We start from the raw sequence: 22,786 nt of genomic DNA on the forward strand, positions 1-22,786 counted from the left end.
TACCGATGCCCGCTACAGGTGACAATGCGCTGCCCGCAGCCGCAGCCTTCCGCATCACCCGGCGTCGGTGCGGCAAGCGACGACCACCAACTCGTAGCCTGAAAGGTCGCCGCGGCATCTACGGGCGTCTGCGCCGACTCCCGGTGAGGATGCGTTGTCGATCAAGATGCACCGTTCAGAAGCAGCGTCCTTTACGGTGTAGATCTCTCAGTCCGTTTGAACACAAGGCGCTGCCCCGGCCAGAGGACCGGCGGATGCGGTGACACGCTGGACATACATGTGTCACCGGACAGCACGGTCCGACAGGGCGGCTCTTGATGACACCTGGGTGACAACAACAGAAAAGCCACAATCCCCGATCTTGGGAACTGTGGCTCTGACCTGCTAGAACAGTGTCGGGACGGCGGGATTTGAACCCACGACCCCTTGACCCCCAGGACGTGGGGATAGGCGTCTTTGCAGCTCAACCGCCTTCAGGTAGCTATGAACGACGTCTCGTGACGTGCAGGTTGTGCGCCCCCTTGCATGACGTGTGGTCCCCGGATGGTCCCCAGTCCCTATATCTGCTTCCGCATGCAGCGACCGGCCGCCCCCCCAGCCACGAGCATCGTCACCCGCAGCTCTTCGTGGGTGCTTGTCGTGCTGGCACCACCTCACCTCGTGGCATTAGCAGCTCTTAGATGTAGCGGAACGGAGCAGGGTACGCAGCTTCATCGCTCAGGCCAGGGCGGCCCGGCTGGCCTACTGCCACGCCGCCGAGCGCATGCTGGTCGGTCTGCCGTTCAAGAAGGAGGCGGCGATCGCCAAGCTCGTGTCGTCCAACGCCGCGATGGACAACGCCCGCGACGCCACCCAGATCTTCGGCGGCTACGGCTTCATGAACGAGTTCCCCGTCGGCCGCTTCTACCGGGACGCGAAGATCCTGGAGATCGGCGAGGGCACCAGCGAGGTGCAGCGCATGCTCATCGCCCGCTGCCGCCCGAGGTCTCCTGAACGTGAGGGACGGACCTCTCGCCGTCCGCAAAACCATGATATTGGCGTGTCCGCTACCAGTATTCGTCTAATTTCTGGGCGCAAACGCCTGCGATGGCAAAGTTGTGATGTTTTTGTCGCAAGTAGAGTGGCCATTGTTTTGGTTGGCGACGTCCCGGGGAAATATGACCGCGAAAGGTCACAGAAGGGAGGTCGCCTCATGGGTTGCGCTGGAGATTTCGAAAAAGTCGAGTCCCTGGACAGAGACCATCAGGAACTGACCAAAGCCGAACGTGAACAACTGGGAGAACTGCTTCTGGCCGCGAAGATCAAGAAACCGCTGAACAAGAAATAGGCGTTGCAAGCCGCAGGGTGGGCGTGGGATCTCGCCCATGCCCCTCTGTCTCCTGCCGTACCCGAGCGAAGGGCGGCCCCGATGTCCGGATCTAGTGAGGCGAAGTGGGGAGGGAGCTCGCCGTTCGGCGTGGAGCGTGTGGTGCCGCTGTGGGACGCCATGAGGCGGGTGACGGCGGCGCTCACCCAGCTGGGCCTGACGCCGGAGCTCATCGACGTGGGCCGGGGCGGCGATCCCAGCGCCTGGTCCTGCCGGCTGCTGACCGAGGAGGGCGCCAGTCCGCCGATGGCCCAGGGGATGGGAAAGGGACGGCGTGAGGAGGCGCGCGCCGGAGCGCTGTTCGAGGCGCTCGAACACTATCTGACAGGCCCGGACTGGTTCGATCCCACGTCCGTGGAACTGGTCGAGTCCGCTCACATCGTCACCGGGCCGCTGCGTCGTGAGGCCTGCAGTGTGTTGCTGGCCCGCACACCCGGCGCTCGGCTGGGGTGCTGCCGCTACCGTGCGCTGGGAGGAGGACGAGAGATCCCGGTGCCGCTGTTCCTGTGGGCGCCATGGTATGCCGAGACCTGGGCAGGCTCGCTGCGCGAGCGGGCCGGGGACGTCTGCGATTACGGCCAGCTGATGCGCTACAGCTGCAACAGCGGTTCGGCTGTCGGAGTCACCGCCGCCGAGGCGCTGCTGCACGCCCTCAACGAGACCATTGAGCGCGACGCACTCTCCCTGCTTCTGGTACGGGCCTTCCTCTGCGATGCCGATTTCCGTCCTACCGTGATCGATCCCGCCACTCTTCCCCACGACCTGGCCCGCGCGTACTCGGCGGCCGAACGACTCACCGGCTCGCCGGTGTATCTGCTAGACATCACCAGCGGTCTCAACGTCCCCACCATGCTCGCCTACACCGCTCCGACCTCCCGCCGCCCGCATCGGCGGGGCGCCGGCACATCGCTCAGCGCCTCCTACGCCGCCTGGCGGGCCCTCACGGAGCTCGTCCAGACGACTCTGGGCGAAACGCTCTCAGGGGCCGACGCTCCCGTCCGAGACGAGCCCCCCAGGCTCGCCGACTGTCCGGAGCTCCACGCATGCTGGCGCTTCGACCTCACCGACCACCTCCGCGACGCCCGCACGATTCCCTACAGCCATGCCGGCGGCACGCCCGATCACCCTTCTGATCAGCTAAGCGAGCTGATCTCCATCCTGTCCGCGCACGGCTATATCCCCTACTGGCGTCTTGTGGCCGCCCTTCCGGAAGAGATCGTCGCAGTGCACGCCGTCGTGCCCGGCCTGGAACGCTTCATGCTGATCATCGATGGCAATTTGGTACTGCCCGGCCAGCGCGGGCACGACGTCGTCCGGAAAGACGCGGGCGCGGCTGCCCTCCTCGGCGAGCCCCGCACTCACCAGGGAAAGGCAGTCGATCGCTCATGCCCTCCTGCCTGGCGTGGCTGCTGATATCAGTGGTTTGACCCGGCGACTGGTGCTGGTGGGCGGCGTGAGAGGTTCCTGAAGGTGCGGGTGACCCGGCGCTGGTGGTGGGGGGCAGTCACGTCTCAAAGCTACCCAGATTGCCAGATTGGCTATCCGCGTCCTAGGGTGCGATGCCCCGCGCGACCGTGCCTGCGGTCCTCCCGCACGATTTGAGCGGGCGAATCAGCCTGTAGGCCGGGTTCTTCTCGCGGCAGATCTCCGACCTGCGGTGGATCTCCAAGACTGGGCTTGAGCTGGGATTTCATGTTCCAGCAGTTGTCAACGGTTTCGGCAGTCTTTCGCGTTCCGGCGGAACAGAGACGGAAGAACGTTGGCGTCCAGACATACGAGACCTTGCGTTATAGCTCTCTTGCGCTGTTCGCTGGTAGGCGGATAATACTCGATGAACGCGCTATGAAAGTCGGCCATTGATGTCCTGAACCGCGCCGAGTTTCGTGGAGGCCGGGTTAGCTGGCTGGGGTGAGGATAGCCGGGTCGATCTGTGTTCGGTAGCGGGTCTCGAATTCGGCTGGTGGGAGGTCGTTGCAGGCGCTGTGGAGACGCCGGTTGTTGTACCAGTCGACCCATTCCATGGTGGCGATCTCGACGTCGTCCAGGCCGTTCCAGGGGCCGCGCCGGTGGATCAGCTCGGTCTTGTACAGCCCGATGGTGCTTTCGGCCAGGGCGTTGTCGTAGCTGTCCCCGCGGGAGCCGACCGAGCAGACCGCCCCGGCGCCCGCGAGGCGCTCGGTGTAGCGAATCGACAGATATTGGCAGCCGCGGTCGGAGTGGTGCACCAACCCCTCCAGCCGCCGGCCGTCACCGCGGCGCCAGATGGCCATCTCCAGCGCGTCCAGTGCCAGGTCGGTGCGCAGGTGATCGGCCAGCCGCCACCCGACGATCATCCGCGAGAAGGCGTCGATCACCAGCGCCGCATAGACGAACCCCGACGCGGTGGGGATGTAGGTCAGGTCGGCGACCCACAGCCGGTTGGGGGCTGGGGCGGTGAAGTCGCGTTTAACCAGATCTGCGGGCCGCTCGGTGAGGGCATCGGTCATCGTGGTCCGCGTCTTGTGGTCCCCGCGGACCGCACCGGCCAGCCCCAGGCGCTTCATCAGCCGGGCCACGGTGCACCGGGCCACGCGGGTGCCGCGCCGGTTGAGTTCCTTGCACATCTTGCGCCCGCCATACACCTCGAAGTTGTAGTTCCACACCGTGGTGATCTCGGCCATGAGCTGGGCATCACGCACCGCCCGCGCGGACGGCGGGCGCACCTTGGCCGCGTAGTACGTCGACGTCGCCACCTGCAACACCTGGCAGATCGGCTCGACGCCGAAAGCATCGCGGTGAGCGTCGATGAAGGCGACTACCTGGGCGGCCGTGGGTCGAGTTCCGCCGCGAAAAAAGCGGCCGCAGCCTTGAGGATCTCGTTGGCGCGGCGCAGCTCACGCACCTCGCGCTCCAACTCGGCGATCCGCTGAGCGTCGGCGGTCGAGGTGCCCGGCCGCTGCCCCTCGTCGATCTCGGCCTGGCGCACCCACCCGCGCAGCGCCTCGCGGTGAACGCCGAGCTGATCGGCCACCCGGGCGATCGCGCCGGGAGCGCCGCCGGTCTGCCGGCGGACCTCGAACACCATCCGGACCGCGCGCTCACGAAGCTCTTGGGGGTACTTCCTCGGGGCTGGCATCGTGTCGTGATTCTCCCTTCCGCCAGCAGATGATGCTGGCTTCAGGGCCTCCACGAAAGTCGGAGTGGTTCATGACATGCTGCTGAGCAACTCCTGGCATCTTCCAGCCCGGTTCAAAGAAGATCAGCAACATGCAGTTGCGAGCGCAGCTAAAGTGCAGGATGGTGATCCATCCAACCGCAAAGCTGACGATCCAATATTCTTACCATACCAGGCTCATACGATCGTCTCGCTGCGGCTAATCATTAGTTCATGGTTACGGGAAGGCGATAATTCAGAGCTTTCCTTCCTCAGCCACCGCTATACGATGATAGGCAGGTCCCTCGTTGCCTGTGTAGGCTCCTTTTCCCAGACCCACAGCCTATGCTGCGGTGGCACTTGGTCGAGTTACGGCGCATCCATAAGGCGATCGACGAGGCAGTCTGCCGGGCTTACGGCTGGGAAGACCTGATTGACGAGCTCGGCCACGGCCATCACCCCGTTGGGCGCGAAACCCGCTACACCGTAGTAGCACTCGACGCCGCCGTCGCCTCCGGCTCCGTGCAGTGAGATGCTCCAACTGACGTATTCGGTACACTCCCATTTCCTGAGCTCAATCAGGAGATGCGAGAACTGGGGGAGCGGCTAGACATGTTTCGTAGGGAGCTCATGCTGTCGCGGTAGGCCGGGCTCACGGTGACTTCGTGGAGGCCCTTCGCGACCTCTTCGGCGTAGCACTCGTAGTTAAGCTCAAGGAGTCGGTCGACAAGCTCACTGCCGCGCCTCGGCTCGCACGTGCGGGTGGAGGCGGTCAACCCGAAGACGAACGACGGGCTGCACCGGATGGTGTCGCCGCGGTCGCTGCCCGCCGTGTACCTGTGGACGGACGGCCGGCCATGGCGCGCATGGTCGTCGCGTCGTCGCCCCGGGCCTGCTGGATCAGGTCGGCCAGGTCGAGCATGTAGACGCCGACGGCGGCGACCGCCACGGCCCGCGCCTCGTCCAGGGCGGCGGCGCTGCCGCGGCCCGTCACGTACGCGGACCACTCGGTGCGGTAGCCGCGGTCGGTGCTGGAGTCCGGACCTGGCCGAGCGCCTGGCCCGCGTGGAGGAGGTCGACGCGCCATGACCGCGCACATCCTGGTCAGCTGCCCAGATCACCGCACCTACGCCGGGTGCGACGACGACGCCTGGTACACGGTCGAGACGGCGGCCGCCGCGCTGGCCCTGCACGAGGCCCGCTTCCCCAGCACCACCGCCCGGAAGACGGCGCGAGTGTCGATCGGCTGCGAGATCGGCGGGTGCCACAACCACATCTACGTGACCGCCACCAGCGTGACCGAGGCCCGCGCCCTGGTGTCGGAGCACAACGAAGGCTGGTACCAGGCGCGGCGGGCTGGCGGGCGGCTCGTCGACGGCTGCCAGTGGCACCTGGGCACCTGCTGCATCCACCACGCCGCCCTCCATCCCGACAGCCCCACCCATGACCGGTCGGCGGTGCTGCCTGCCGTCGGCCAGCCGACGCCCGGCCCGGAGCCGGTGCAGCTGGACCTGTTCGCCCCGAGGGCGGCATGACCGTCCCCAACGAGAAGGGAGGCCCCGCATGGGGACTTTGCCGAACATCACGACCACGCGCCCCGCCGACGACGACGCGCGGCGCAGGCAGTCGCGCGCCGCGCTGGTCCTGGCCGACCTGCTGGCCGAGGACTTGCCGGAGCTCGTCTGGATCAACCCGCCCCGGGAGGTGGCGGTGCCGTTCCTGCGCGGGGTGGTGCCGGGCACGCCGCGCGACGACGCCGGGTTCGCCGAGCACGCCGCCGCCGTCCACGCCTGGGCGGGGTTCCTGCAGGCCGACCCGGAGTGGGTGCCGCTGCACGACGGAGGGCCGTGCAACTCCGGGGGCGAACTGACCGTCACCGGCTGGCACATGGGCGTCAAGGTGACGGTGCGAGCGTGGCTGCCCGCCGCCCCGGAAGGCGGCCCCCGGTGACCGCGCCGGTGACCGCGCCCCGCGCGGGGGACGACTGGCTGCAGTCGGTGCGGCGGGAGCGCGCCCTGGCCGGTGTCGCCGCCGCCCGCCGCCCGGGAAGCCGGCGCTACGTGGGACGAGGTCGCGCAGCGGCTCGGCATCAAGCAGCCGAACGCGGTTCAGTACGCGAGGAGTGCACCGACCGCCTACTGATCTTCGACCGCGGCCATGCCGAGAAGATCCTCCACGACTACGCCCGCCACTTCAACGGGCATCGACCGCATCAGGGCCGGAACCAGCTCGCGCCTCTGGACGACCCGAACGTCGTACCCTTCCCGGCAACCCGGATCGAACGCCGACAAGCCGTCGCAGGCCTCCTGAACGAGTACCACCGTGCAAGTTGATCACTGAGCGAACCCCAGCTCACAGGCTGTGCAGCCATTCTGAAGCGGTACGGGCGTCACGGGCGCCCGCGGTGCCCGACGTGAGCAAGCGCCCGGTATGGCCGGCGCCGCCGAAAGATCTGATCAAGCGGCTCTTAAGCCGCCGTCAAGGTTCGTCAGTCCGGATGAAAGTGCCCTGCCGTACATAAGAGGTGCCTCACTACACGACTGTGAAAGGACACCCGATGCGCCGCGCAACACTCACCGCTCTGACCGGCGTCACGATTCTGGCGGCGGGGCTCGTTCCTCTCACGGCGACACCCGCCAATGCCATGCCCGCCGGATGGTTCCATCTCCGGGGCACCACGAAGGACAAGACCGCCCCCTTCGCCCTTCGCTCAATGGACGTGCAATGGGCCCCAGACGGCAAGATCAATGGATTCGTTCGGTTGAACGCGAGCGGGTTCGCCAAAGATTCGCAGCTCTGGAAGGTGAGGTTTCCCAGAACTGGCAAAATAGGCGAGGTCAAACTGGAGAACAAACTGACGGGACAATGCATCGCATTTGGCGCCGCGTCCTCGCCGGACGGCGGTAATGCAGTGGTTCTCGGGCCGTGCAGTGGCAACACCGTTTGGATGGCCGTCCCGATGGGTGTCAACAAGTACGTCTTCCGCTCCCGCGCCTACTACCCCGATCACCCGTTCTGCCTGAGTAAAAGCACGGTGGGCAGCCCGGAGTTCCTCAGAATCAAGATCTGCAGCGACAACCGCTTCACTCCTGAGATGGTCTGGGAAGCGTACAGCGGGGGGTAGAAACGACACGGCACGGAATACCGCTCGCAGCGGCCCGCCGTCGCATCGTCCGAGGCCGGGCGCCTGGCCGGTGCGGGACACGCACGCCGCAACCCCGCCGACCCCTCGGTCCCCGAAATCGGCGACGAACTCGCCACGGCCCGCGCGCTTGCCGACTTGACGGACAAGCTCCTGGTCATCACGTCCAAGGACATCGCCCAGGTCGCCCCGCCCGCTGAGCGGAACAGTCTGTGGTAGCCGGCAGCCGCGCCATTGTCCGGGAGCGCGGGTCCGGCCTGCCTGGATCACGGGCCCATGGTGCACTCCGCCAGTGATCACGTTGTGTACCTCCCTTAAGGGCCACGCCTCCGGCGTACACCTTCCGCTGCGGAGACTGACGCTCTTGTCGATCTTGCGACCACGCTGGGACTGTACCGAGCCGACCTGGACCGGCTGCACCGTCACTATCTCACCGCGATCGCCCGGGCCGCCCTGGCCGACGGCGTGGTGGCTGAGGCCGAGCGCCAGGAGCTCAACCTCGTCGCCACCCTGCTCCATCTGCCGCTCGAAGCCGTCGAGGACGCCCGGACTGATGCGGCCAGAACTCCCAGCGCCCGACGAGCCGGTTCGAACTGCCGCCGGGCGCTCTCGTCGTCTTCACCGGCGACGGAAAGGCCCGTAAGGCTCGCGCATACGGGATTCCTATCGTGACTCCTGACGCCTTACGCCCGGATGCTTGGGTGAGCACGAAAGCGAACGCCTTTACGTCGTAGATCAAAATGACCCCTGGTTGTGAGCTACCCGTTGAACATTCGCGTCCCGGACTGACGTCGGTGAGCCGGAACACGCGACAGCCTGCGGCAATGACGGGCAGCGGGGTGTCGGCAACTGACGGCTCGTCCGAGCAACCAACGAGCAACGAGAGACAGATAAGCCGTGATCACTCTTTCATGATCACGGCTCTGACCTGCTACAACAGTGTCGGGACGGCGGGATTTGAACCCACGACCCCTTGACCCCCAGGACGTTGGAGTAGGCGTTTTCGCAGCCCAACGGCGTTCAGGTAACTCCGGACGGCGTCTAGTGACGTGCGGATTGTTCGACTGCGCGCAAGACGTGTGGTCCCCACCTGGTCCCCGGGCGGGACTGTCCCGCCAGCAGTCTGCTTGACGTACGACGAAACGACCCTCGTCTCGGGCCGAGGTCAGCGAAGGGATGCGAAGAACGCGCGGATATCGTCGGCCACGAGGGCGGGGCGTTCCAGCGAGGCGAAGTGGCCGCCCTCGTCTGGTACGGCTCGAACCTGTGGACGCGATCCTCCACGCCGACCACCCGCTGGCGGACGCCCCCGCGATCCGTCCGGCACAGTTGCGCGACGGCGTGCTGTGGACCCCCGGCCCGATCCACCGGCTGGACTTCCTGCACCGCTTCGCCACGGCCTTCGGCATCCACCAGCACGCCGAAGGCACGAATCTCGGACTGGACCACTTCCTGGCAGACCTGGCAGCCGACACGCAGCACTTCAGCCTGCTGCCCGCGGACATACCCCTCCCGCCGCACCCGACGATCCGCTCGGTCCCGCTGATTCACCCCACACCGCTGTACGCCTGGTCACATTGCGCTGGTAGGCGAGTGGGGAACGACCGTGGGCAGCGCAGTCGGGGCTGGACTGCTTGGCGGGAGCGCCGAGCTGCCGGGGTACGGGATCAGGCCTTCTGGCGCTCGCCGCACGAGGTGCGGGCGACCAACGTAGGCGCGAAGACCAACTCGACCGGCCCGCTGGGGCGGTCGACGACGAGTTCGCCCGCCTTCAGGCCCATCTGGTAGGAGGGCTGGGCGATCACGGTGATCCCGAGCGCGGTGGCCCACGGAAAATCGTCCATCGTCACGAACGCGATGTCGCCGGGGATGGCGATGCCGCGAGCGGTGAGGGCCGCGTGGACCGCGACGGTGAGTCGGCCGGTGGTGCAGACGATCGCGTCCAATGGCTCGCCGCGATCACGGCCACGGACGAGCAGCGTGTCGACGGCACCGCTCACCTCGTCTTCGGTTTCCGCGACCATCACCGCGTCCTCGGGCAAGGGCAGCCCCAGGTCCGCGAGGGCCCGCCTCAGCCCCGCCGTGCGCTCGATCTGAGACGTGCGGCGTCCCGAGGACACGACGCCTATGGACGACCGCCCGCACCCGGCCAGATGGACGGCCATCAGCCGCCCGGCCTCGACGTTGTCCAAGCTGATCGAGTGCATGCCGGGCGGCGCGTCGCTGACCTGCCATTCGTCGTGGTGTTCGGCCAGCACGGCTCCGGCCAGGCGGCCCAGGGCGGTGGGGTTGGGGAAGACGCCCACGACGTCGGAGCGGCGTTTGATCTCCCGGTTCAGCCGTTCCAGTGGGTTGGTCGACCAGATCTTCTTCCAATGCTGGGCGGGGAAGTCGGCGAACCCGGTGATGTCGTCGGCTGCCTCGAGGAGCATCTGTTCCACGACCGGGAATTGACGGCCGAGCATGGTGGCGATGGTGGTCAGTTGGGCGCGGACGGTTTGCGCGGTGGGCTGGGCGAAGATGGTGCGAATCGCTGCGGCGACCATTTCCGCTGAGCCCTTGGGGACGCGGGACAAGACGTTGCGCATGAAGTGGACGCGACACCTCTGCCAGGATGCGCCGAGGAAGACCGCCCGCAGCGCGCCGACCAGGCCGGCGTGGGCGTCGGAGATGGCCAGTTGCACCCCGGTCAGTCCGCGGGCCTTCAGCGAGCGCAGGAACGCCGTCCAGAACGCGCCGTCTTCGCTGTCGCCGACGGCGAAGCCGAGGATCTCACGCCGGCCGTCGATGCTGACGCCGGTGGCGATGACGACAGCTTGGGAGACGACCCGGTGGTTCAGGCGGGCCTTGCAGTAGGTGGCGTCGAGGAACACGTAGGGGAAGGTGGTGTGGGACAGCGGCCGGTCGCGGAAGGCGGCCACCTCGCTGTCCAGGTCCGCGCAGATGCGCGAGACCTCGCTTTTGGAGATCCCGGTCTCGGCGCCGAGTGCTTTGACCAGATCATCGACGCTGCGGGTGGACACTCCGTGCAGGTAGGCCTCCATGACCACGGCGAACAGCGCCTGGTCGATGCGGCGGCGGTGTTCCAGCAGCGAGGGGAAGAACGACCCCGATCGCAGCTTGGGAATCTTCAGTTCCAGGTCACCGGCGGCGGTGGTCAGCAGCCGGTCGCGGTAGCCGTTGCGCTGAGCGGTCCGGGTCTCGGTGCGCTGGTGCGGGGCGGCGCCGATGACCGCGGTCGCCTCCGCCTCGATGAGCGCTTGCAGGACGGCTTGCAGCGCTTGGCGGATGACGTCGTCGGTGTCGGCGGCTTTCAAAGACTCCAGCAGGTTGAGCAGGGCAGACTGGTCCAGAGCCATCGTGTGGTGTCCTCCGCGAGAACCTTTGGTCGGGAACTCGCTGACCGTCACACGATGGCTCGCCCCATGTCCGGGGCTTGCATCAACAGCTTGGAGTTACACCACCCGAGGGGACGTCACCTGCGCGCGGCGACCGCGAAGATCGTCAGTATCGCCAGGGCGAGGCCGGTCAACTTCCTTGCCATCGGTCTGGTCGGGTCTGGATGATCCTCTCCGTTCTGAGGTCTCATGCAGTTGGACCCGGTCTGGCCCCGCCCGGTTGGCCACATTGCCATATCAGGCCCGTGAACCGCTGCGTCCCCGATCGCCCATCGCGACGCTCCGCGCCGCCGGCGAAAACGGGCAACCCTGGCGGCCGGGTGGGGCGGTTCATTTGAACACATCGGGCTGGAGCAGTCTCGTTGACCGTGGATCCCCTGGTCAGCTCCGGTATTGAGGGGTACCGGTCGGGAGCGGTCGGCACGTTCAGCTTCACGGTCAAACGACGGTCAGACATCAAAAAAGCCTGATCACTTGGAGAGTGATCAGGCCTCTGACCTGCTACAACAGTGTCGGGACGGCGGGATTTGAACCCACGACCCCTTGACCCCCAGTCAAGTGCGCTGCCAAACTGCGCTACGTCCCGTTGCCCTGGTCTCCCCGGGCACACCCAAACCTTAGCGCAGTTTCCGTCCTCGTGCGTACACGAACCGCGCCAGTGGCCCTAGGCTGGCGATCATGGGGAGGAAGGCGCGCATCGACCAGGAAGAACTCGTCCGGCTGGCCGCCGAAGGGTGGACCAACGCCCGTCTCGCCGAGCACTTCGGTGTCACGGAGTCAGGCATCCTGCAGGCGAAGCGATCAGCCGGCCTGTCCAAGCCGATGACGGACCACAGCCGTGCCCTGCCGTGGAAGCTCCGGCGCGAGCACAGCCAGAGCGGCCCCGCCACCAACCTGCGGAACCTCTCCGCCGTGGCCCAGGGCCGCCCGGTCCCCAAGGACAAGCTCAACACCGCCCTGCGGTGGGCGAGCCGGCTGGTCGGCAACGGGCTCGACATCGCCTACGACCCCGAGCGGGGCTTCCACGAGGTGCCCGCCGGGGACGACTCACACGTCGCCCGGATCCTCGCCGAGGCCCGCGAAGCCGCGGACGCGGCGGGCACCACTCCCTGACCGTACGGCTGCTCACACACCGTCGCGCGGCAGGGGCGTGGTCTCCTCGCGTACGTGCACGTGGCGCTCGCCCGGGTGGACGGCGGTGTGCGACTCGGTCTCCTGGACGTGGACGTGCGGCTCGGCCGCCGGGTCCACGGTGTACATCGTGTCCGGCTCGATGGTCTCCACCGTCTCCTCCGTCCGCGGACGGCGGGTGTAGCGACCGGTCAGCACCATGCCGACGACTCCCACGGCCATGAGAATCCAGCCGATCATCTGAAGGTCGATTCCAGGAACGTCCCATTTGACGGCGAACGCGAGAACCGCGCCGACCGCGATGAAGGCGAGACTGGCCCCGAAGCCCATGGCTACCTCCTCTGCTGGTCAACGGCCCTTTACCCGCAGAATCCGCGATTACGCAAGGCGTGAAGGTCGCATTCCCGGGCAGTGCGGATGAACAACGCATTCACCCCTGGAGGCAGATATGACCGCCGTAGCATGGGTGGCCGTCGTGATCGTCGCCGTGCTGGTGATCCTGGCAGTCGGCTACCTTGTGTCGGCACGCAACCGCCGGCGCCACCTGCAGGACCGTTTCGGGCCCGAGTACGAACGGACGGTGCGGGAGAGCGACAGCCGCAAGGAAGCCGAGCAGGAACTGCTCGCCCGCGAGGAGCGCCACGCCAAGCTGGACATCCGCTCGCTCGACCCGCAGACCCGGGAGCGGTACGCGAGGAAGTGGGCCGAGGTGCAGGAGCGGTTCGTCGACGCTCCCGGCTTCGCCGTGACGGAGGCCGACGCGCTGGTCACCGCGGTGATGGCAGAGCGCGGCTATCCCACGGACGAGTTCGAGCAGCGTCTGAGCGACCTGTCGGTGGCCCACGCCGCCACGCTCGACCACTACCGCAAGGCCCACGACATCAGCAGCCGCGCCGCCCGGCAGGACGCCACCACGGAAGAGCTCCGTCAGGCGATGGTCCACTACCGCGCGCTGTTCCAGGAGCTTCTCGGCGACGGCGCCGACGTTCCTCTCAACGACCACGTCAACGGCGCCGCGTACGCCACCGACGGGTACGACGGCGCTTCGATGAACGGCCATCACGCGGACGTACGGAAGGCGGGGCGATGACAATGCGGACGAACAGGTACGACGAGCGCGACAACGTCGCCGAGCAGCCGACTCCCGAGACCCCTGAGCCTCTCGAAGAGGAGGCTCGCAGAGAGAGGGCGCTCGCGGACACCGGGCGGGACGAGCACGAGGGTCCCGGCCCGGTCTACTCCCCCAGCGACGCGTACACCGCCGGCTACGCGGACGGCACGGCGCTCGACGCCGGCGACCGCGCGTACCGCGACGGCACGGCCCGGGAAACCGCCGGTGACGCGGAGACGGACGGAACAACCGGCGCGGACGGCGACGGCCCCCGCTTCCGTGAGCCGTACGGCCAGGCGGGCGACGACGTCCTCACGTCGCCCCGGACCGGCGGCAGGCACACGGCCGAGGGCGACCGCCTCGTCGCGGGCGGCCGTACGGACGGCCACACCGAGTCCCGCTCCCCGGCGGAGCGATCCGGCGACACCGCGACCGGCGCGTACGCCGCCTACGGCGACGACACGGACCGCACCCCTGAGACGGACGGCACCGAGTACGCCGGTGACGCCACTACCGGCGCCACCGTCGACGGCCCGGTGGCCTACCCCGTCACGGCCACCACCGCCGCCTCCGGCGCGGCGTCCGTCCTGGACGAGGCGCTGGAGAGCCGGTGGCGCGAGATCAAGACCGGCTTCGTCGACGATCCCCGCCGCTCCGTTGAGCAGGCGGACGCGCTGGTGGAGGAGGCACTGTCGGCCCTCACCAGCCGCCGGCAGGCGCTGCTCGACCAGTGGAAGGACAACGAGCGGGGCGACACCGAGGCGCTGCGCCTGGCCCTGCACGAGTACCACGCGTTACTTGCCCATCTGAACCGGAAGTGAGGTAACAATGCTCGCCATCGCCGCGGCGGTCGTCTTCGGGATCGCCTTCCTCCTCGACCTTCTCAACGCGAGCATCGGCATCGGCCTGACCGCGCTGCTCGCCCTCGGCCTGTGCCTGCTGTCCCTGCACCAGGCCGGCGTCGGCACCGCCGGAGTGAACTCCTGGCGCGGCGGCTGGCGCGGCGGACGCGTCCGTCGCTGACCCCCGCGCACCTGACGTCACCCCCGGAGAACCACCATTGAAAACGCGAAGCGGTCTCGCGGGAGCCTTCCTTCCGCGAGACCGCAGAACCGTATAACCGTGAGAAATACACCCCAGCGGCCCCCTCAGGAGACCGAGATGCCCCACAAGGTGGAAGAGGTCATGACGCGCGATCCGGTCACGCTGCCGGAGGAGGCCCCGGTGGTGAAGGCCGCCAAGCTGATGCGCGACCGCGGGATCGGCGACGTGCTGGTGGTCGGGGACGGCCGGCTGCGGGGGCTGGTGACCGACCGGGACATCGTCGTACGCGCGGTCGCGGAGGGCAGGGACCTCGCCACCACTCCCCTGGCGACGCTGTGCACCTCCGACGTGGTGACCGTCGGCCCGGACCAGGACGTGGCGGAGGCGGCGCGGCTGATGCGTGACAAGGACGTGCACCAGCTTCCGGTGGTCGTGGACGGCCGCCCGGTCGGCGTCGTCGCCCTGGCCGATTTCTCCCTCGGACTCGATCCCGCCCCCGCCTGACGGCCTCCGTACGGCCCTGTCCCCTGAGTGGGGAAGCAGACGCCGGCACCCTGTTCGCTCCTGCCGAAAACCACGCGTGAATGAGCTAGCTGCTCATATACCGTGTTCGGCATGATTCTGCCCTCCCCGCGACGCTCTCCTGGACCACGACCGTGCTGAGCCGGCTGCTCCGCACGTATCTGCGGCCCTACTCGCCCGCGCTCACGGCGGTGGTGCTGTTCCAGCTCGTCGGCACCATCGCCTCCCTGTACCTGCCGAGCCTGAACGCCGACATCATCGACCAGGGGGTGGCCACCGGCGACACCCGCTACATCCTGGGCACCGGCGGCTGGATGCTGACCGTGTCCCTCGTGCAGATCGCCTGCTCGATCGCGGCGGTCTATCACGGTGCCCGGGTGGCGGCGGGGTTCGGCCGGGATGTCCGATCGGCGGTCTTCCACCGGGTGAGCGGCTTCTCGCAACGGGAGGTCGCCGAGTTCGGGGCTCCGTCGCTGATCACCCGCAACACCAATGACGTGCAGCAGATCCAGATGCTCGTGGTGATGACCTGCACGATGCTGGTCGCCGCGCCCATCATGGGGGTCGGCGGCATCATCATGGCGCTGCGTCAGGACGTCGGGTTGTCGTGGCTCATGCTGGTCTGCGTCCCGGTGCTGCTGGTCTCGATCGGGCTGATCGTCTTCCGCATGGTCCCGCAGTTCCGCGCCATGCAGACCCGCATCGACGTGGTGAACCAGGTGCTCCGCGAGCAGCTTTCCGGCATCCGCGTGGTGCGGGCCTTCGTCCGGGAGCGCGAGGAGATCCGCCGGTTCGCCAAGGCGAACGACGAGCTGACCGGGACGGCGCTGCGCGTCGGGCGGCTGACCGCGCTCATCTTCCCCACCGTGATGCTGATCCTCAACGCCTCCAGCGTCGCCGTGCTGTGGTTCGGCGCCGCCCGGGTGGACAGCGGCGAGATGCAGGTGGGCGCCCTCACCGCGTTCCTCATGTACCTGATGCAGATCCTCATGTCGATGATGATGGCCACCTTCATCTCGATCATGATCCCGCGCGCCGCGGTCTGCGCGGAGCGCATCGCCGAGGTGCTGGACACCGAGTCGTCGGTGCGTCCGTCCGAGAGTCCCGTACGGCAGGTGGACCGCCGGGCCGAGCTGGAGCTGCGTGACGTCGAGTTCCGCTATCCGGGCGCGGAGTCGCCGGTGTTGTCCGGCATCTCCTTCCGCGTGGCCGCGGGACAGACCACCGCCGTCATCGGCAGCACCGGGTCGGGGAAGACGACCCTGGTCTCCCTGGTGCCCCGGCTGTTCGACGCGACGTCCGGCGCCGTGCTGATCGACGGTGTCGACGTACGCGACCTCGACCCCCAGATGCTCTGGACGCGCATCGGCCTCGTGCCGCAGAAGCCGTACCTGTTCACCGGCACCGTCGCGAGCAACCTGCGGTACGGCAACCCCGACGCCACCGACGAGGAGCTGTGGGAGGCGCTGGAGGTCGCCCAGGCCCGCGATTTCGTCGAGGCGATGCCCGAGGGCCTGCAGGCGCCGATCTCCCAGGGCGGCACGAACGTGTCCGGCGGGCAGCGCCAGCGCCTGTCCATCGCCCGCGCGCTGGTCGCCAAACCCGAGATCTATCTGTTCGACGACTCGTTCTCGGCGCTCGACCTGACCACCGACGCCAGGCTGCGCGCCGCGCTGCGCCCGTACACGGCCGACGCCGCCGTGGTGATCGTCGCCCAGCGGGTCTCCACCATCGCCGACGCCGACCAGATCGTCGTCCTGGACGACGGTGTCGTCGCCGGCATCGGCACCCATGACGAACTGCTCGATACCTGCCCGACGTACGTCGAGATCGTCGAGTCCCAACTGACCGCGGGGAGTGCGGTATGAGCGACCGGCCCACGGCACGGCCCACAGCACCGGTGCGACCGCGGCCCGCCGGAGGCGGCGGGTTCGGGCCCTTCGGCGGCGGGCAGATGCCGGCGGAGAAGTCGATGAACTTCGGCCCCTCCGTCCGGCGGCTGCTGCGCCGGTTGAGCCCCGAACGGCCGAAGCTCCTGGCCGTGATCGGCCTCGCCGTGATCAGCGTGGTGTTCTCCGTCATCGGGCCGAAGCTGCTCGGCCGCGCGACTGACGTGATCTTCAGCGGTGTGATCGGCGCCCAGTTACCCGCGGGAAGGACCAAGGAGCAGGCCGTGCAGGCGCTGCGTGCCTCGGGCCACGGCGACTTCGCCGACATGCTCTCGGGGATGGACGTCGTCCCCGGTCACGGCATCGACTTCGGCGCGCTGGCCACGGTCCTGGCCTGGGTGCTGGGGCTCTACGTCGCGGCGTCGCTGTTCATGTGGCTGCAGGGCCGGCTGCTCAACGACGTGACGCAGCGTACGGTCTTCCGCCTCCGGGCCGACGTCGAGGACAAACTGCACCGCCTCCCGCTGAAGTTCTTCGACGGCCAGCCGCGCGGCGAGCTGCTCAGCCGGGTCACCAACGACATCGACAACGTGTCCCAGACGCTGCAGCAGACGCTCAGCCAGCTGCTGAGCTCGCTGCTCACCGTGATCGGCGTGCTGGTCATGATGTTCGTGATCTCGCCGCTGCTCGCGGCGATCGCGCTGGTGACGATCCCGGTCACGATGATCGTCACCGGGCAGATCGCCAAGCGCTCGCAGAAGCAGTTCGTCGCCCAGTGGGCCCACACCGGCACGCTGAACGCCCACATCGAGGAGGCGTTCACCGGTCACGAGCTGGTGAAGGTCTTCGGGCGGGGCCCGGAGGTCGAGCAGGTGTTCCGGGAGCGGAACGAGGCCCTGTACAAGGCGAGCTTCGGCGCCCAGTTCATCTCCGGGATCATCATGCCGGCGATGATGTTCATCGGGAACCTCAACTACGTCGCCATCGCGGTCGTCGGCGCCGTACGGGTGGCCAGTGGGTCGATGAGCCTGGGCGACGTCCAGGCGTTCATCCAGTACTCCCGGCAGTTCACCCAGCCGCTGACCCAGGTCGCCTCGATGGCCAACCTGCTGCAGTCGGGGGTGGCCTCCGCCGAGCGGGTCTTCGAGCTGCTGGACGCCGCGGAGCAGGAGCCCGACCCCGCCGACCCGGTGCTGCCCGCGACCCGGCGGGGACGCGTCGAGTTCGAGCACGTGTCCTTCAGGTACGACCCCGAGCAGCCCCTCATCGAGGACCTGTCACTGGTGGCCGAACCCGGGCACACGATCGCGATCGTCGGCCCGACCGGCGCGGGGAAGACCACCCTGGTCAACCTGATCATGCGCTTCTACGAGCTGGACGCGGGCCGCATCACCCTCGATGGCGTCGACATCACGGCGATGCGCCGCGAGGACCTGCGCTCCCAGATCGGCATGGTGCTCCAGGACACCTGGCTGTTCGGCGGGACGATCCGCGACAACATCGCCTACGGCAACCCCCGCGCCACCGACGAGGAGATCCAGGCGGCGGCACGGGCGACGTACGTCGACCGGTTCGTCCGCACCCTACCCGACGGGTACGAGACCGTGATCGACGAGGAGGGCGGCAACATCAGCGCCGGCGAGAAGCAGCTGCTGACCATCGCCCGCGCGTTCCTCGCCAACCCGTCCCTGCTCATCCTGGACGAGGCGACCAGCTCGGTCGACACCCGCACCGAGGTCCTGGTGCAGCACGCGATGGCCGCGCTGCGCAGCGACAGGACCAGCTTCGTCATCGCCCACCGGCTGTCCACGATCCGCGACGCCGACCTCATCCTGGTGATGGAGGCGGGGAGCATCGTCGAGCACGGCACCCACGACGAGCTGCTCGCCGCCCGGGGCGCCTACCATCGGCTCTACTCCGCGCAGTTCGCCGGCGCCCTGGCCGGCGACGACACCCCGACAGAAGTGGGCTGAGAAGTGCCGCGTGGCCGCGGGGCACGCGGGGCTCCCCCACCCCGGGGCACGAGCCGGCGGACAGGGTGAACTCCTTGCGCGGCTCCTCGATGGCCCCCAGCGAGATGATCTCCCGGGGGAAGAACAGCCCGAGCGTCCAGTCCATGAGGATCCGGGTCTTCTTGTTGAAGGTCGGCATCCGCGTCAGGTGATAGGTGCGGTGCATCAACCAGGCGGGGAAGCCGCGAAGCTCCCGCCCGTAGATCTGCGCGACCCCCTTGTAGAGTCCCAGGCTCGCCACCGACCCCGCGTACTTGTGCCGGTACGGCCGCTGGGCCTCCCCGCGTAGCGCCGCAAGCAGGTTGTCGGCCAGCGTCTTGGCCTGCCGTACGGCGTGCTGGGCGTTGGGCGGGCAGAACTCGCCGGGACGGGTGAGGTCGGGGACGGCGGCGGAGTCGCCCGCGGCGAAGGCGAAGTCGGTGCCGTGCACGCGCAGGCAGGGATCGACCCTGATCCTGCCCTTCTTGTCCAGGGGCAGGTCGCCCGCGCCGACCAGCGGGTTCGGCTTGACGCCCGCCGTCCAGACGAGGGTGTCGGCGTCGAACTCCTCGCCGTCGCTCAGCACGATGCGGCTGCCTTCCGCCGACTTCAGCAGCGTCCCCATGCGGATCTCGATGCCCCGCTCGCGCAACTGCAGGGCCGTCCACTTGCCCATGTCCGGGCCCACCTCGGGCAGGATGCGGTCGGTGGCCTCGACCAGGATCCAGCGCATGTCCTCGCGGCGCAGCCCGGCGAAGTACTTGAGCGCGCCCGCCGCCATGTCCTCCAGCTCGGCCAGGGCCTCCACCCCGGCGTAGCCGCCGCCGACGAAGACGAAGGTGAGGGCCCTGCGTCGGACCTCCGGATCCGGCGTGGACGCGGCGATGTCGAGGCGCCCGAGCACGTGGTTGCGCAGGGCGATGGCCTCTTCGATGGTCTTGAAGCCGATGCCGTGCTCGGCCAGGCCGGGCACCGGCAGCAGCCGTGAGATCGAGCCCGGCGCGACGACCAGGTAGTCGTAGTCGATGGTGAGGTCGGGCCCCTCGTGCGGGGTGAACTCCGCCTTCCGGTCGGCCAGCCGCACCTGGGTGACCCGCCCGCTGAGAATCTGGCACTTGTTCAGCACCCGCCTGAGCGGGACGACGACGTGCCGCGCCTCGATGTTCCCGGCGGCCGCCTCCGGCAGGAAGGGCTGGTAGGTCATGTAGGAGTCGAGGTCCGCGACGGTCACGAGTGCCTCGCCGCGGCGGAGCCTGCGCTGCAGGCGGAGTGCTGTGTACATGCCGACGTATCCGCCGCCGACGATCAGAATCCGTGGGACAGCCATGGCTGTCCCCTACCCCTACTCGAGGAGGAAACGCATCGTCACCGTGGTTCCCCTGGGGCCGGTGGTGACGTGGAGGTCGTTGCTCAACATGCGCGCGACCCACAGCCCCATGCCGCTGGTCGCGTCCTCCGGAGGCGGGTCGTGGCCCGGCTCGCCCTCGAGACGCCACTCCCGGCCGTCGTCGTGCACGGAGACGACCAGGGCCGGCCCCTCGCGCCAGATGCCCAGCCGCGCCTTGGTCGACCCGTGGGTGACCGCGTTGGTGGCGACCTCGTTGAGCGCGACGAGGAAATCGCCGATCGCGTCCTCCCGCATGCCGCGACGCAGCGCCTCAGCGGCGGCGAACTCCCGCAGATCGGGCAGATCGGCTAAGGAGAAGGCACGCTCCCTTGCCGCTCTGGTGACGTGCGCGGGAACGCCGTCATCTTTCACCCGGTACACGCCTCCCGCCGGAAATCTGGCCGTCTCAGGATCTATGGGCTGTGGGCAGGACGAAGATACCCCGGGACACCGCCTTGGCACAGACGGTGTCCCGGGCATCGTCGCATCCTCTCATCCCGCGACGAGCTCCGCCCGGAGCTGGTCGAGGGTCTTGCGGAGGATCCGTGAGACGTGCATCTGCGATATGCCGAACTCCGCCGCGATCTCGGCCTGCGTCATGTTGCCGTAGAAACGCAGCAGGAGGATGTTCTTCTCCCGCTCGGGGAGAAGGTCGATGAGAGGCTTCAGCGCCTCGGTGTCCACCAGGGTGTCGAGCGCGTCGTCCTCTTCGGGGATCACGTCGCCGAGCGCGGCGGCGTCGTCGTCGGCGCCGATCGGCGCGTCGAGGGAGAGCGTGCTGTACGCCGCGGAGGCGTCCATGGTGAGGAGCATGTCCTCCTCCGACAGACCCATCTTCTTGGCGAGCTCGGCGACGGTGGGGAACCGGCCCAGCTCCTGGGTCATGTCGGCGACGTGCCGGTTGAGCTCGGCCCGGCGCTCCTGGTAGAGGCGGGGCACCCGGACGGCCCAGGTGCGGTCCCGGAAGTGCCGCTTGACCTCGCCCGTCATGGTGACCATGGCGTACCCGCGGAAGCTGTGGCCCAGGGTGGGGTCGAAGCCGTTGATGGCCTTCATGAGGCCGACGTACGCGGCCTGGAGGAGGTCTTCCATCGGCTCGCCACGGTTGAGGTACCGCCGGGCGATGTCCCTCGCCATCGGACGGTGCATTTCTACGATCTTCTCACGGAGGCGTTCCCGCCGCTCCTCGGACAGTCCATCCTCGGCCAGCTCGGCCAGGAGCTCTTCGGCGGTCGGATTGCTGGCGGTCTCTGCACGGACCTCGGCAGCCATCTGCGCAGTCCCCCTCGTATTTTTCTCGCGAGGGCGCCTACGCGCTGGGGTGACCACGCAGAAGGCACGCCTCGCTACAGTATCGAGACGAGGCCCTCTGCTGGACCTCTGCTTCAGTATATTGCCCCAAAATCAGGAGTATCACCACCCCTTCGGCACCAGTAATGTTGCCGCAGAGGAGGCGCGGAGTGTCTAACAACGGACTGCTGTCCCTGACGTCCAGCATGGCGGGGGACATCGTGGTGATCCATGTGAACGGTGTCCTCGACGCCACGACTCGTGAGCAGTTCTCGGACTACCTGGACGCCGCGGCGGACGACCACGGCCCCGACATGGTCCTTGACCTGGGTGGCGTGACGTTCATGGACTCCCGTGCGCTGGGCCTGATCGTGCACCACTGGCAGCGCTCGACCACCGCCGGCGGCAACTTCGCCCTGGTCTCCGTGCAATACCCGAACTCCAAGGTGATGTGGGTCACCGGCCTGTCGGAACGGCTGCCCCTGTTCGACACCCTCGACGAGGCCCTGGCCGCGTTCGCCGCCTGAGCCCATCCCCCGCCCTCGCGTCCCGCCTCCGCTCGCGCGTACGGCCCGCTCAGGCCGGGGCGGCTCCCCCGTGCTTCTGCTGGTGCTCGGTCACCAGGAGCTTGGCCAGGTCGGCCACCTTGACCTGGTGATGCTGCGACACCCGCCTGAGCTCCTCGAACGCCTCCTCGGCCGAGCAGCCGCTCTTCGACATGATGATGCCCTTGGCCTGGTCGATCACCGACCGGCCCGCCAGGGCCTCCTGCATCTGCGCCGCGCCGGTCAGGACGTCGTCGAACTCCCAGATGTTGGCCAGCGCCACGGTGACCTGCTCGCGCAGCAGGGCCATGAGCGGGCCGCCGGAGCTGAACACGCCGGGGCGCACACCGTACAGGCCGATGATCACGACGGCGCCTTCCACGGCGATCGGCACGACGAGAACCGAGCGCACCCCGTGCCGCACGGCGGTGGCGGCGTAGCGGGACCAGCGGGACTCGCGCATCACGTCGGGGATCGTCACCGGGCGCCCGGTGGACAGCGCCTCCCTCGACGGGCCCTCGCGCAGGTCGCGTTCGCGGTCGATCAGCACGGTGAGCTCGCTGTGGGAGGCGGCCAGCAGCACCCGTTCCTCCATCCACAGTTCGGCGGTGCCGCCGGCGCAGCCGGGGACGCCGCGCGCGACCGCCTCCGTGATGCCACGCAGAACGCTCTCGGCCGACGTGCCCTCCGTCACACGGCCCAGCGCCGCGAGGTCACGCGCGAGGATGGATGTCGTCTCCATGGTAGAAAGACCATTCCCATAGGTTCCGGGTTAATACAGGCTGGATCGATTAGACCCGGGGTTTGGCGTAGCGTCTACGTCGAGAGAGGGGGGCA

At 68.1% G+C, this 22,786-nt stretch carries 21 protein-coding genes, 1 tRNA gene, 4 pseudogenes and 1 other annotated feature; of the genes and pseudogenes, 16 read left to right on the top strand and 10 right to left on the bottom strand.

Features of this window, described 5'->3' with window-relative positions; genetic code table 11:
• Positions 1-712 precede the first annotated feature (712 nt).
• Positions 713-973: pseudogene (locus IL992_RS37465) on the top strand (acyl-CoA dehydrogenase family protein); the annotation flags it as partial.
• Between the two features lie 483 nt (positions 974-1,456).
• A complete protein-coding gene (locus tag IL992_RS37470; RefSeq protein WP_193208054.1) occupies positions 1,457-2,779 on the top strand; it encodes a YcaO-like family protein in 1,323 nt (440 codons plus the stop codon).
• Between the two features lie 482 nt (positions 2,780-3,261).
• On the opposite strand, the gene IL992_RS37475 is transcribed toward IL992_RS37470, so the two are convergent.
• Positions 3,262-4,481, bottom strand: a protein-coding gene (locus IL992_RS37475; protein ID WP_226874543.1) for an IS3 family transposase whose coding sequence is annotated in 2 segments (ribosomal slippage) — positions 3,262-4,196 and positions 4,196-4,481 — 1,221 coding nt in all. Because the reading frame shifts where the segments join, the coding sequence is not laid out codon by codon here.
• Positions 4,090-4,203 (bottom strand) — a sequence feature (AL1L pseudoknot). Its footprint overlaps the gene before it by 114 nt.
• A 378-nt stretch (positions 4,482-4,859) precedes the next feature.
• Here IL992_RS37475 and IL992_RS37480 point away from each other — a divergent pair.
• On the top strand, positions 4,860-5,030 hold the full coding sequence (locus IL992_RS37480; protein ID WP_193208055.1) for a hypothetical protein: 171 nt from the start codon (positions 4,860-4,862) through the stop codon (positions 5,028-5,030).
• Between the two features lie 241 nt (positions 5,031-5,271).
• On the opposite strand, the gene IL992_RS37485 is transcribed toward IL992_RS37480, so the two are convergent.
• Positions 5,272-5,586, bottom strand: coding sequence for a hypothetical protein (locus IL992_RS37485; RefSeq protein WP_193208056.1), 315 nt, complete (start codon positions 5,584-5,586; stop codon positions 5,272-5,274).
• Here IL992_RS37485 and IL992_RS37490 point away from each other — a divergent pair.
• From IL992_RS37490 to IL992_RS37510, 5 genes and pseudogenes are all read left to right on the top strand, one after another.
• Complete coding sequence (locus IL992_RS37490; RefSeq protein ID WP_183541383.1) at positions 5,585-6,034, top strand: hypothetical protein; 450 nt, start codon at positions 5,585-5,587, stop codon at positions 6,032-6,034. The two genes, IL992_RS37485 and IL992_RS37490, sit on opposite strands and share 2 nt — an antisense overlap.
• Positions 6,035-6,062: 28 nt before the next feature.
• The gene (locus IL992_RS37495; RefSeq protein ID WP_183541381.1) at positions 6,063-6,449 is read left to right on the top strand and encodes a hypothetical protein; all 387 of its coding nucleotides are present in this window, start codon (positions 6,063-6,065) and stop codon (positions 6,447-6,449) included.
• The gene (locus IL992_RS47025; protein WP_226874524.1) at positions 6,446-6,832 is read left to right on the top strand and encodes a transposase; all 387 of its coding nucleotides are present in this window, start codon (positions 6,446-6,448) and stop codon (positions 6,830-6,832) included. The genes IL992_RS37495 and IL992_RS47025 overlap by 4 nt, the downstream gene beginning before the upstream one ends.
• A 224-nt stretch (positions 6,833-7,056) precedes the next feature.
• A complete protein-coding gene (locus IL992_RS37505; protein ID WP_193208057.1) occupies positions 7,057-7,623 on the top strand; it encodes an RICIN domain-containing protein in 567 nt (188 codons plus the stop codon).
• 54 nt (positions 7,624-7,677) lie between these two features.
• Positions 7,678-7,860, top strand: a pseudogene (locus tag IL992_RS37510) (dsRBD fold-containing protein); the annotation flags it as partial.
• Between the two features lie 1,448 nt (positions 7,861-9,308).
• On the opposite strand, the gene IL992_RS47995 reads toward IL992_RS37510, so the two are convergent.
• The 3 genes and pseudogenes from IL992_RS47995 to IL992_RS37520 all read right to left on the bottom strand — a co-directional run bounded on the left by IL992_RS47995 (position 9,309) and on the right by IL992_RS37520 (position 11,625).
• Positions 9,309-9,848, bottom strand: coding sequence for a substrate-binding domain-containing protein (locus tag IL992_RS47995; RefSeq protein ID WP_319019082.1), 540 nt, complete (start codon positions 9,846-9,848; stop codon positions 9,309-9,311).
• A gap of 12 nt (positions 9,849-9,860) precedes the next feature.
• Positions 9,861-11,000 (bottom strand): annotated as a pseudogene (locus tag IL992_RS37515) (IS256 family transposase); the annotation flags it as partial.
• 551 nt (positions 11,001-11,551) lie between these two features.
• Positions 11,552-11,625 (bottom strand) — tRNA-Pro (locus IL992_RS37520).
• A gap of 92 nt (positions 11,626-11,717) precedes the next feature.
• On the opposite strand from IL992_RS37520, the gene IL992_RS37525 reads away from it, so the two are divergent.
• Positions 11,718-12,152, top strand: a complete 435-nt coding sequence (locus tag IL992_RS37525; RefSeq protein ID WP_193208060.1) for a hypothetical protein — start codon at positions 11,718-11,720, stop codon at positions 12,150-12,152.
• A 12-nt stretch (positions 12,153-12,164) separates the two neighbouring features.
• Here the strand turns inward: IL992_RS37525 and IL992_RS37530 are convergent, their stop codons facing one another.
• Entirely contained in the window at positions 12,165-12,500 is a 336-nt protein-coding gene (locus tag IL992_RS37530) for a DUF6458 family protein (RefSeq protein ID WP_079319766.1), read from the bottom strand.
• A gap of 118 nt (positions 12,501-12,618) precedes the next feature.
• On the opposite strand from IL992_RS37530, the gene IL992_RS37535 reads away from it, so the two are divergent.
• The 6 genes and pseudogenes from IL992_RS37535 to IL992_RS37560 form a co-directional block, all read left to right on the top strand.
• Entirely contained in the window at positions 12,619-13,260 is a 642-nt protein-coding gene (locus tag IL992_RS37535; protein WP_226874525.1) for a hypothetical protein, read from the top strand.
• Positions 13,257-14,102: a hypothetical protein gene (locus IL992_RS37540; RefSeq protein WP_193208061.1), complete on the top strand. Its 846-nt coding sequence runs from the start codon at positions 13,257-13,259 to the stop codon at positions 14,100-14,102. The genes IL992_RS37535 and IL992_RS37540 overlap by 4 nt, the downstream gene beginning before the upstream one ends.
• A gap of 7 nt (positions 14,103-14,109) precedes the next feature.
• Entirely contained in the window at positions 14,110-14,304 is a 195-nt protein-coding gene (locus IL992_RS37545; RefSeq protein WP_030509495.1) for a hypothetical protein, read from the top strand.
• A 138-nt stretch (positions 14,305-14,442) separates the two neighbouring features.
• Positions 14,443-14,829 carry a CBS domain-containing protein gene (locus IL992_RS37550; protein WP_193208063.1) on the top strand — a complete coding sequence of 129 codons (387 nt, stop codon included), beginning with the start codon at positions 14,443-14,445 and terminating at the stop codon, positions 14,827-14,829.
• A 152-nt stretch (positions 14,830-14,981) separates the two neighbouring features.
• On the top strand, positions 14,982-16,715 hold the full coding sequence (locus IL992_RS37555; RefSeq protein WP_193208064.1) for an ABC transporter ATP-binding protein: 1,734 nt from the start codon (positions 14,982-14,984) through the stop codon (positions 16,713-16,715).
• Between the two features lie 104 nt (positions 16,716-16,819).
• A pseudogene (locus IL992_RS37560) lies at positions 16,820-18,439 on the top strand (ABC transporter ATP-binding protein); the annotation flags it as partial.
• A 124-nt stretch (positions 18,440-18,563) separates the two neighbouring features.
• Here IL992_RS37560 and IL992_RS37565 read toward each other — a convergent pair.
• From IL992_RS37565 to IL992_RS37575, 3 genes are all read right to left on the bottom strand, one after another.
• A complete protein-coding gene (locus IL992_RS37565; protein ID WP_226874526.1) occupies positions 18,564-20,054 on the bottom strand; it encodes an NAD(P)/FAD-dependent oxidoreductase in 1,491 nt (496 codons plus the stop codon).
• 15 nt (positions 20,055-20,069) lie between these two features.
• Entirely contained in the window at positions 20,070-20,486 is a 417-nt protein-coding gene (locus IL992_RS37570) for an ATP-binding protein (protein WP_179155480.1), read from the bottom strand.
• Between the two features lie 120 nt (positions 20,487-20,606).
• Complete coding sequence (locus IL992_RS37575) at positions 20,607-21,386, bottom strand: SigB/SigF/SigG family RNA polymerase sigma factor (RefSeq protein ID WP_193208067.1); 780 nt, start codon at positions 21,384-21,386, stop codon at positions 20,607-20,609.
• Between the two features lie 188 nt (positions 21,387-21,574).
• Between IL992_RS37575 and IL992_RS37580 the strand changes: the two genes are divergently transcribed.
• The gene (locus tag IL992_RS37580; protein WP_239107979.1) at positions 21,575-21,931 is read left to right on the top strand and encodes an STAS domain-containing protein; all 357 of its coding nucleotides are present in this window, start codon (positions 21,575-21,577) and stop codon (positions 21,929-21,931) included.
• Positions 21,932-21,980: 49 nt separating this feature from the next.
• On the opposite strand, the gene IL992_RS37585 is transcribed toward IL992_RS37580, so the two are convergent.
• On the bottom strand, positions 21,981-22,691 hold the full coding sequence (locus tag IL992_RS37585; RefSeq protein ID WP_193208069.1) for a GAF and ANTAR domain-containing protein: 711 nt from the start codon (positions 22,689-22,691) through the stop codon (positions 21,981-21,983).
• Positions 22,692-22,786: the final 95 nt, after the last annotated feature.

This window comes from Microbispora sitophila, assembly GCF_014892245.1.
GTDB lineage: Bacteria > Actinomycetota > Actinomycetes > Streptosporangiales > Streptosporangiaceae > Microbispora > Microbispora siamensis.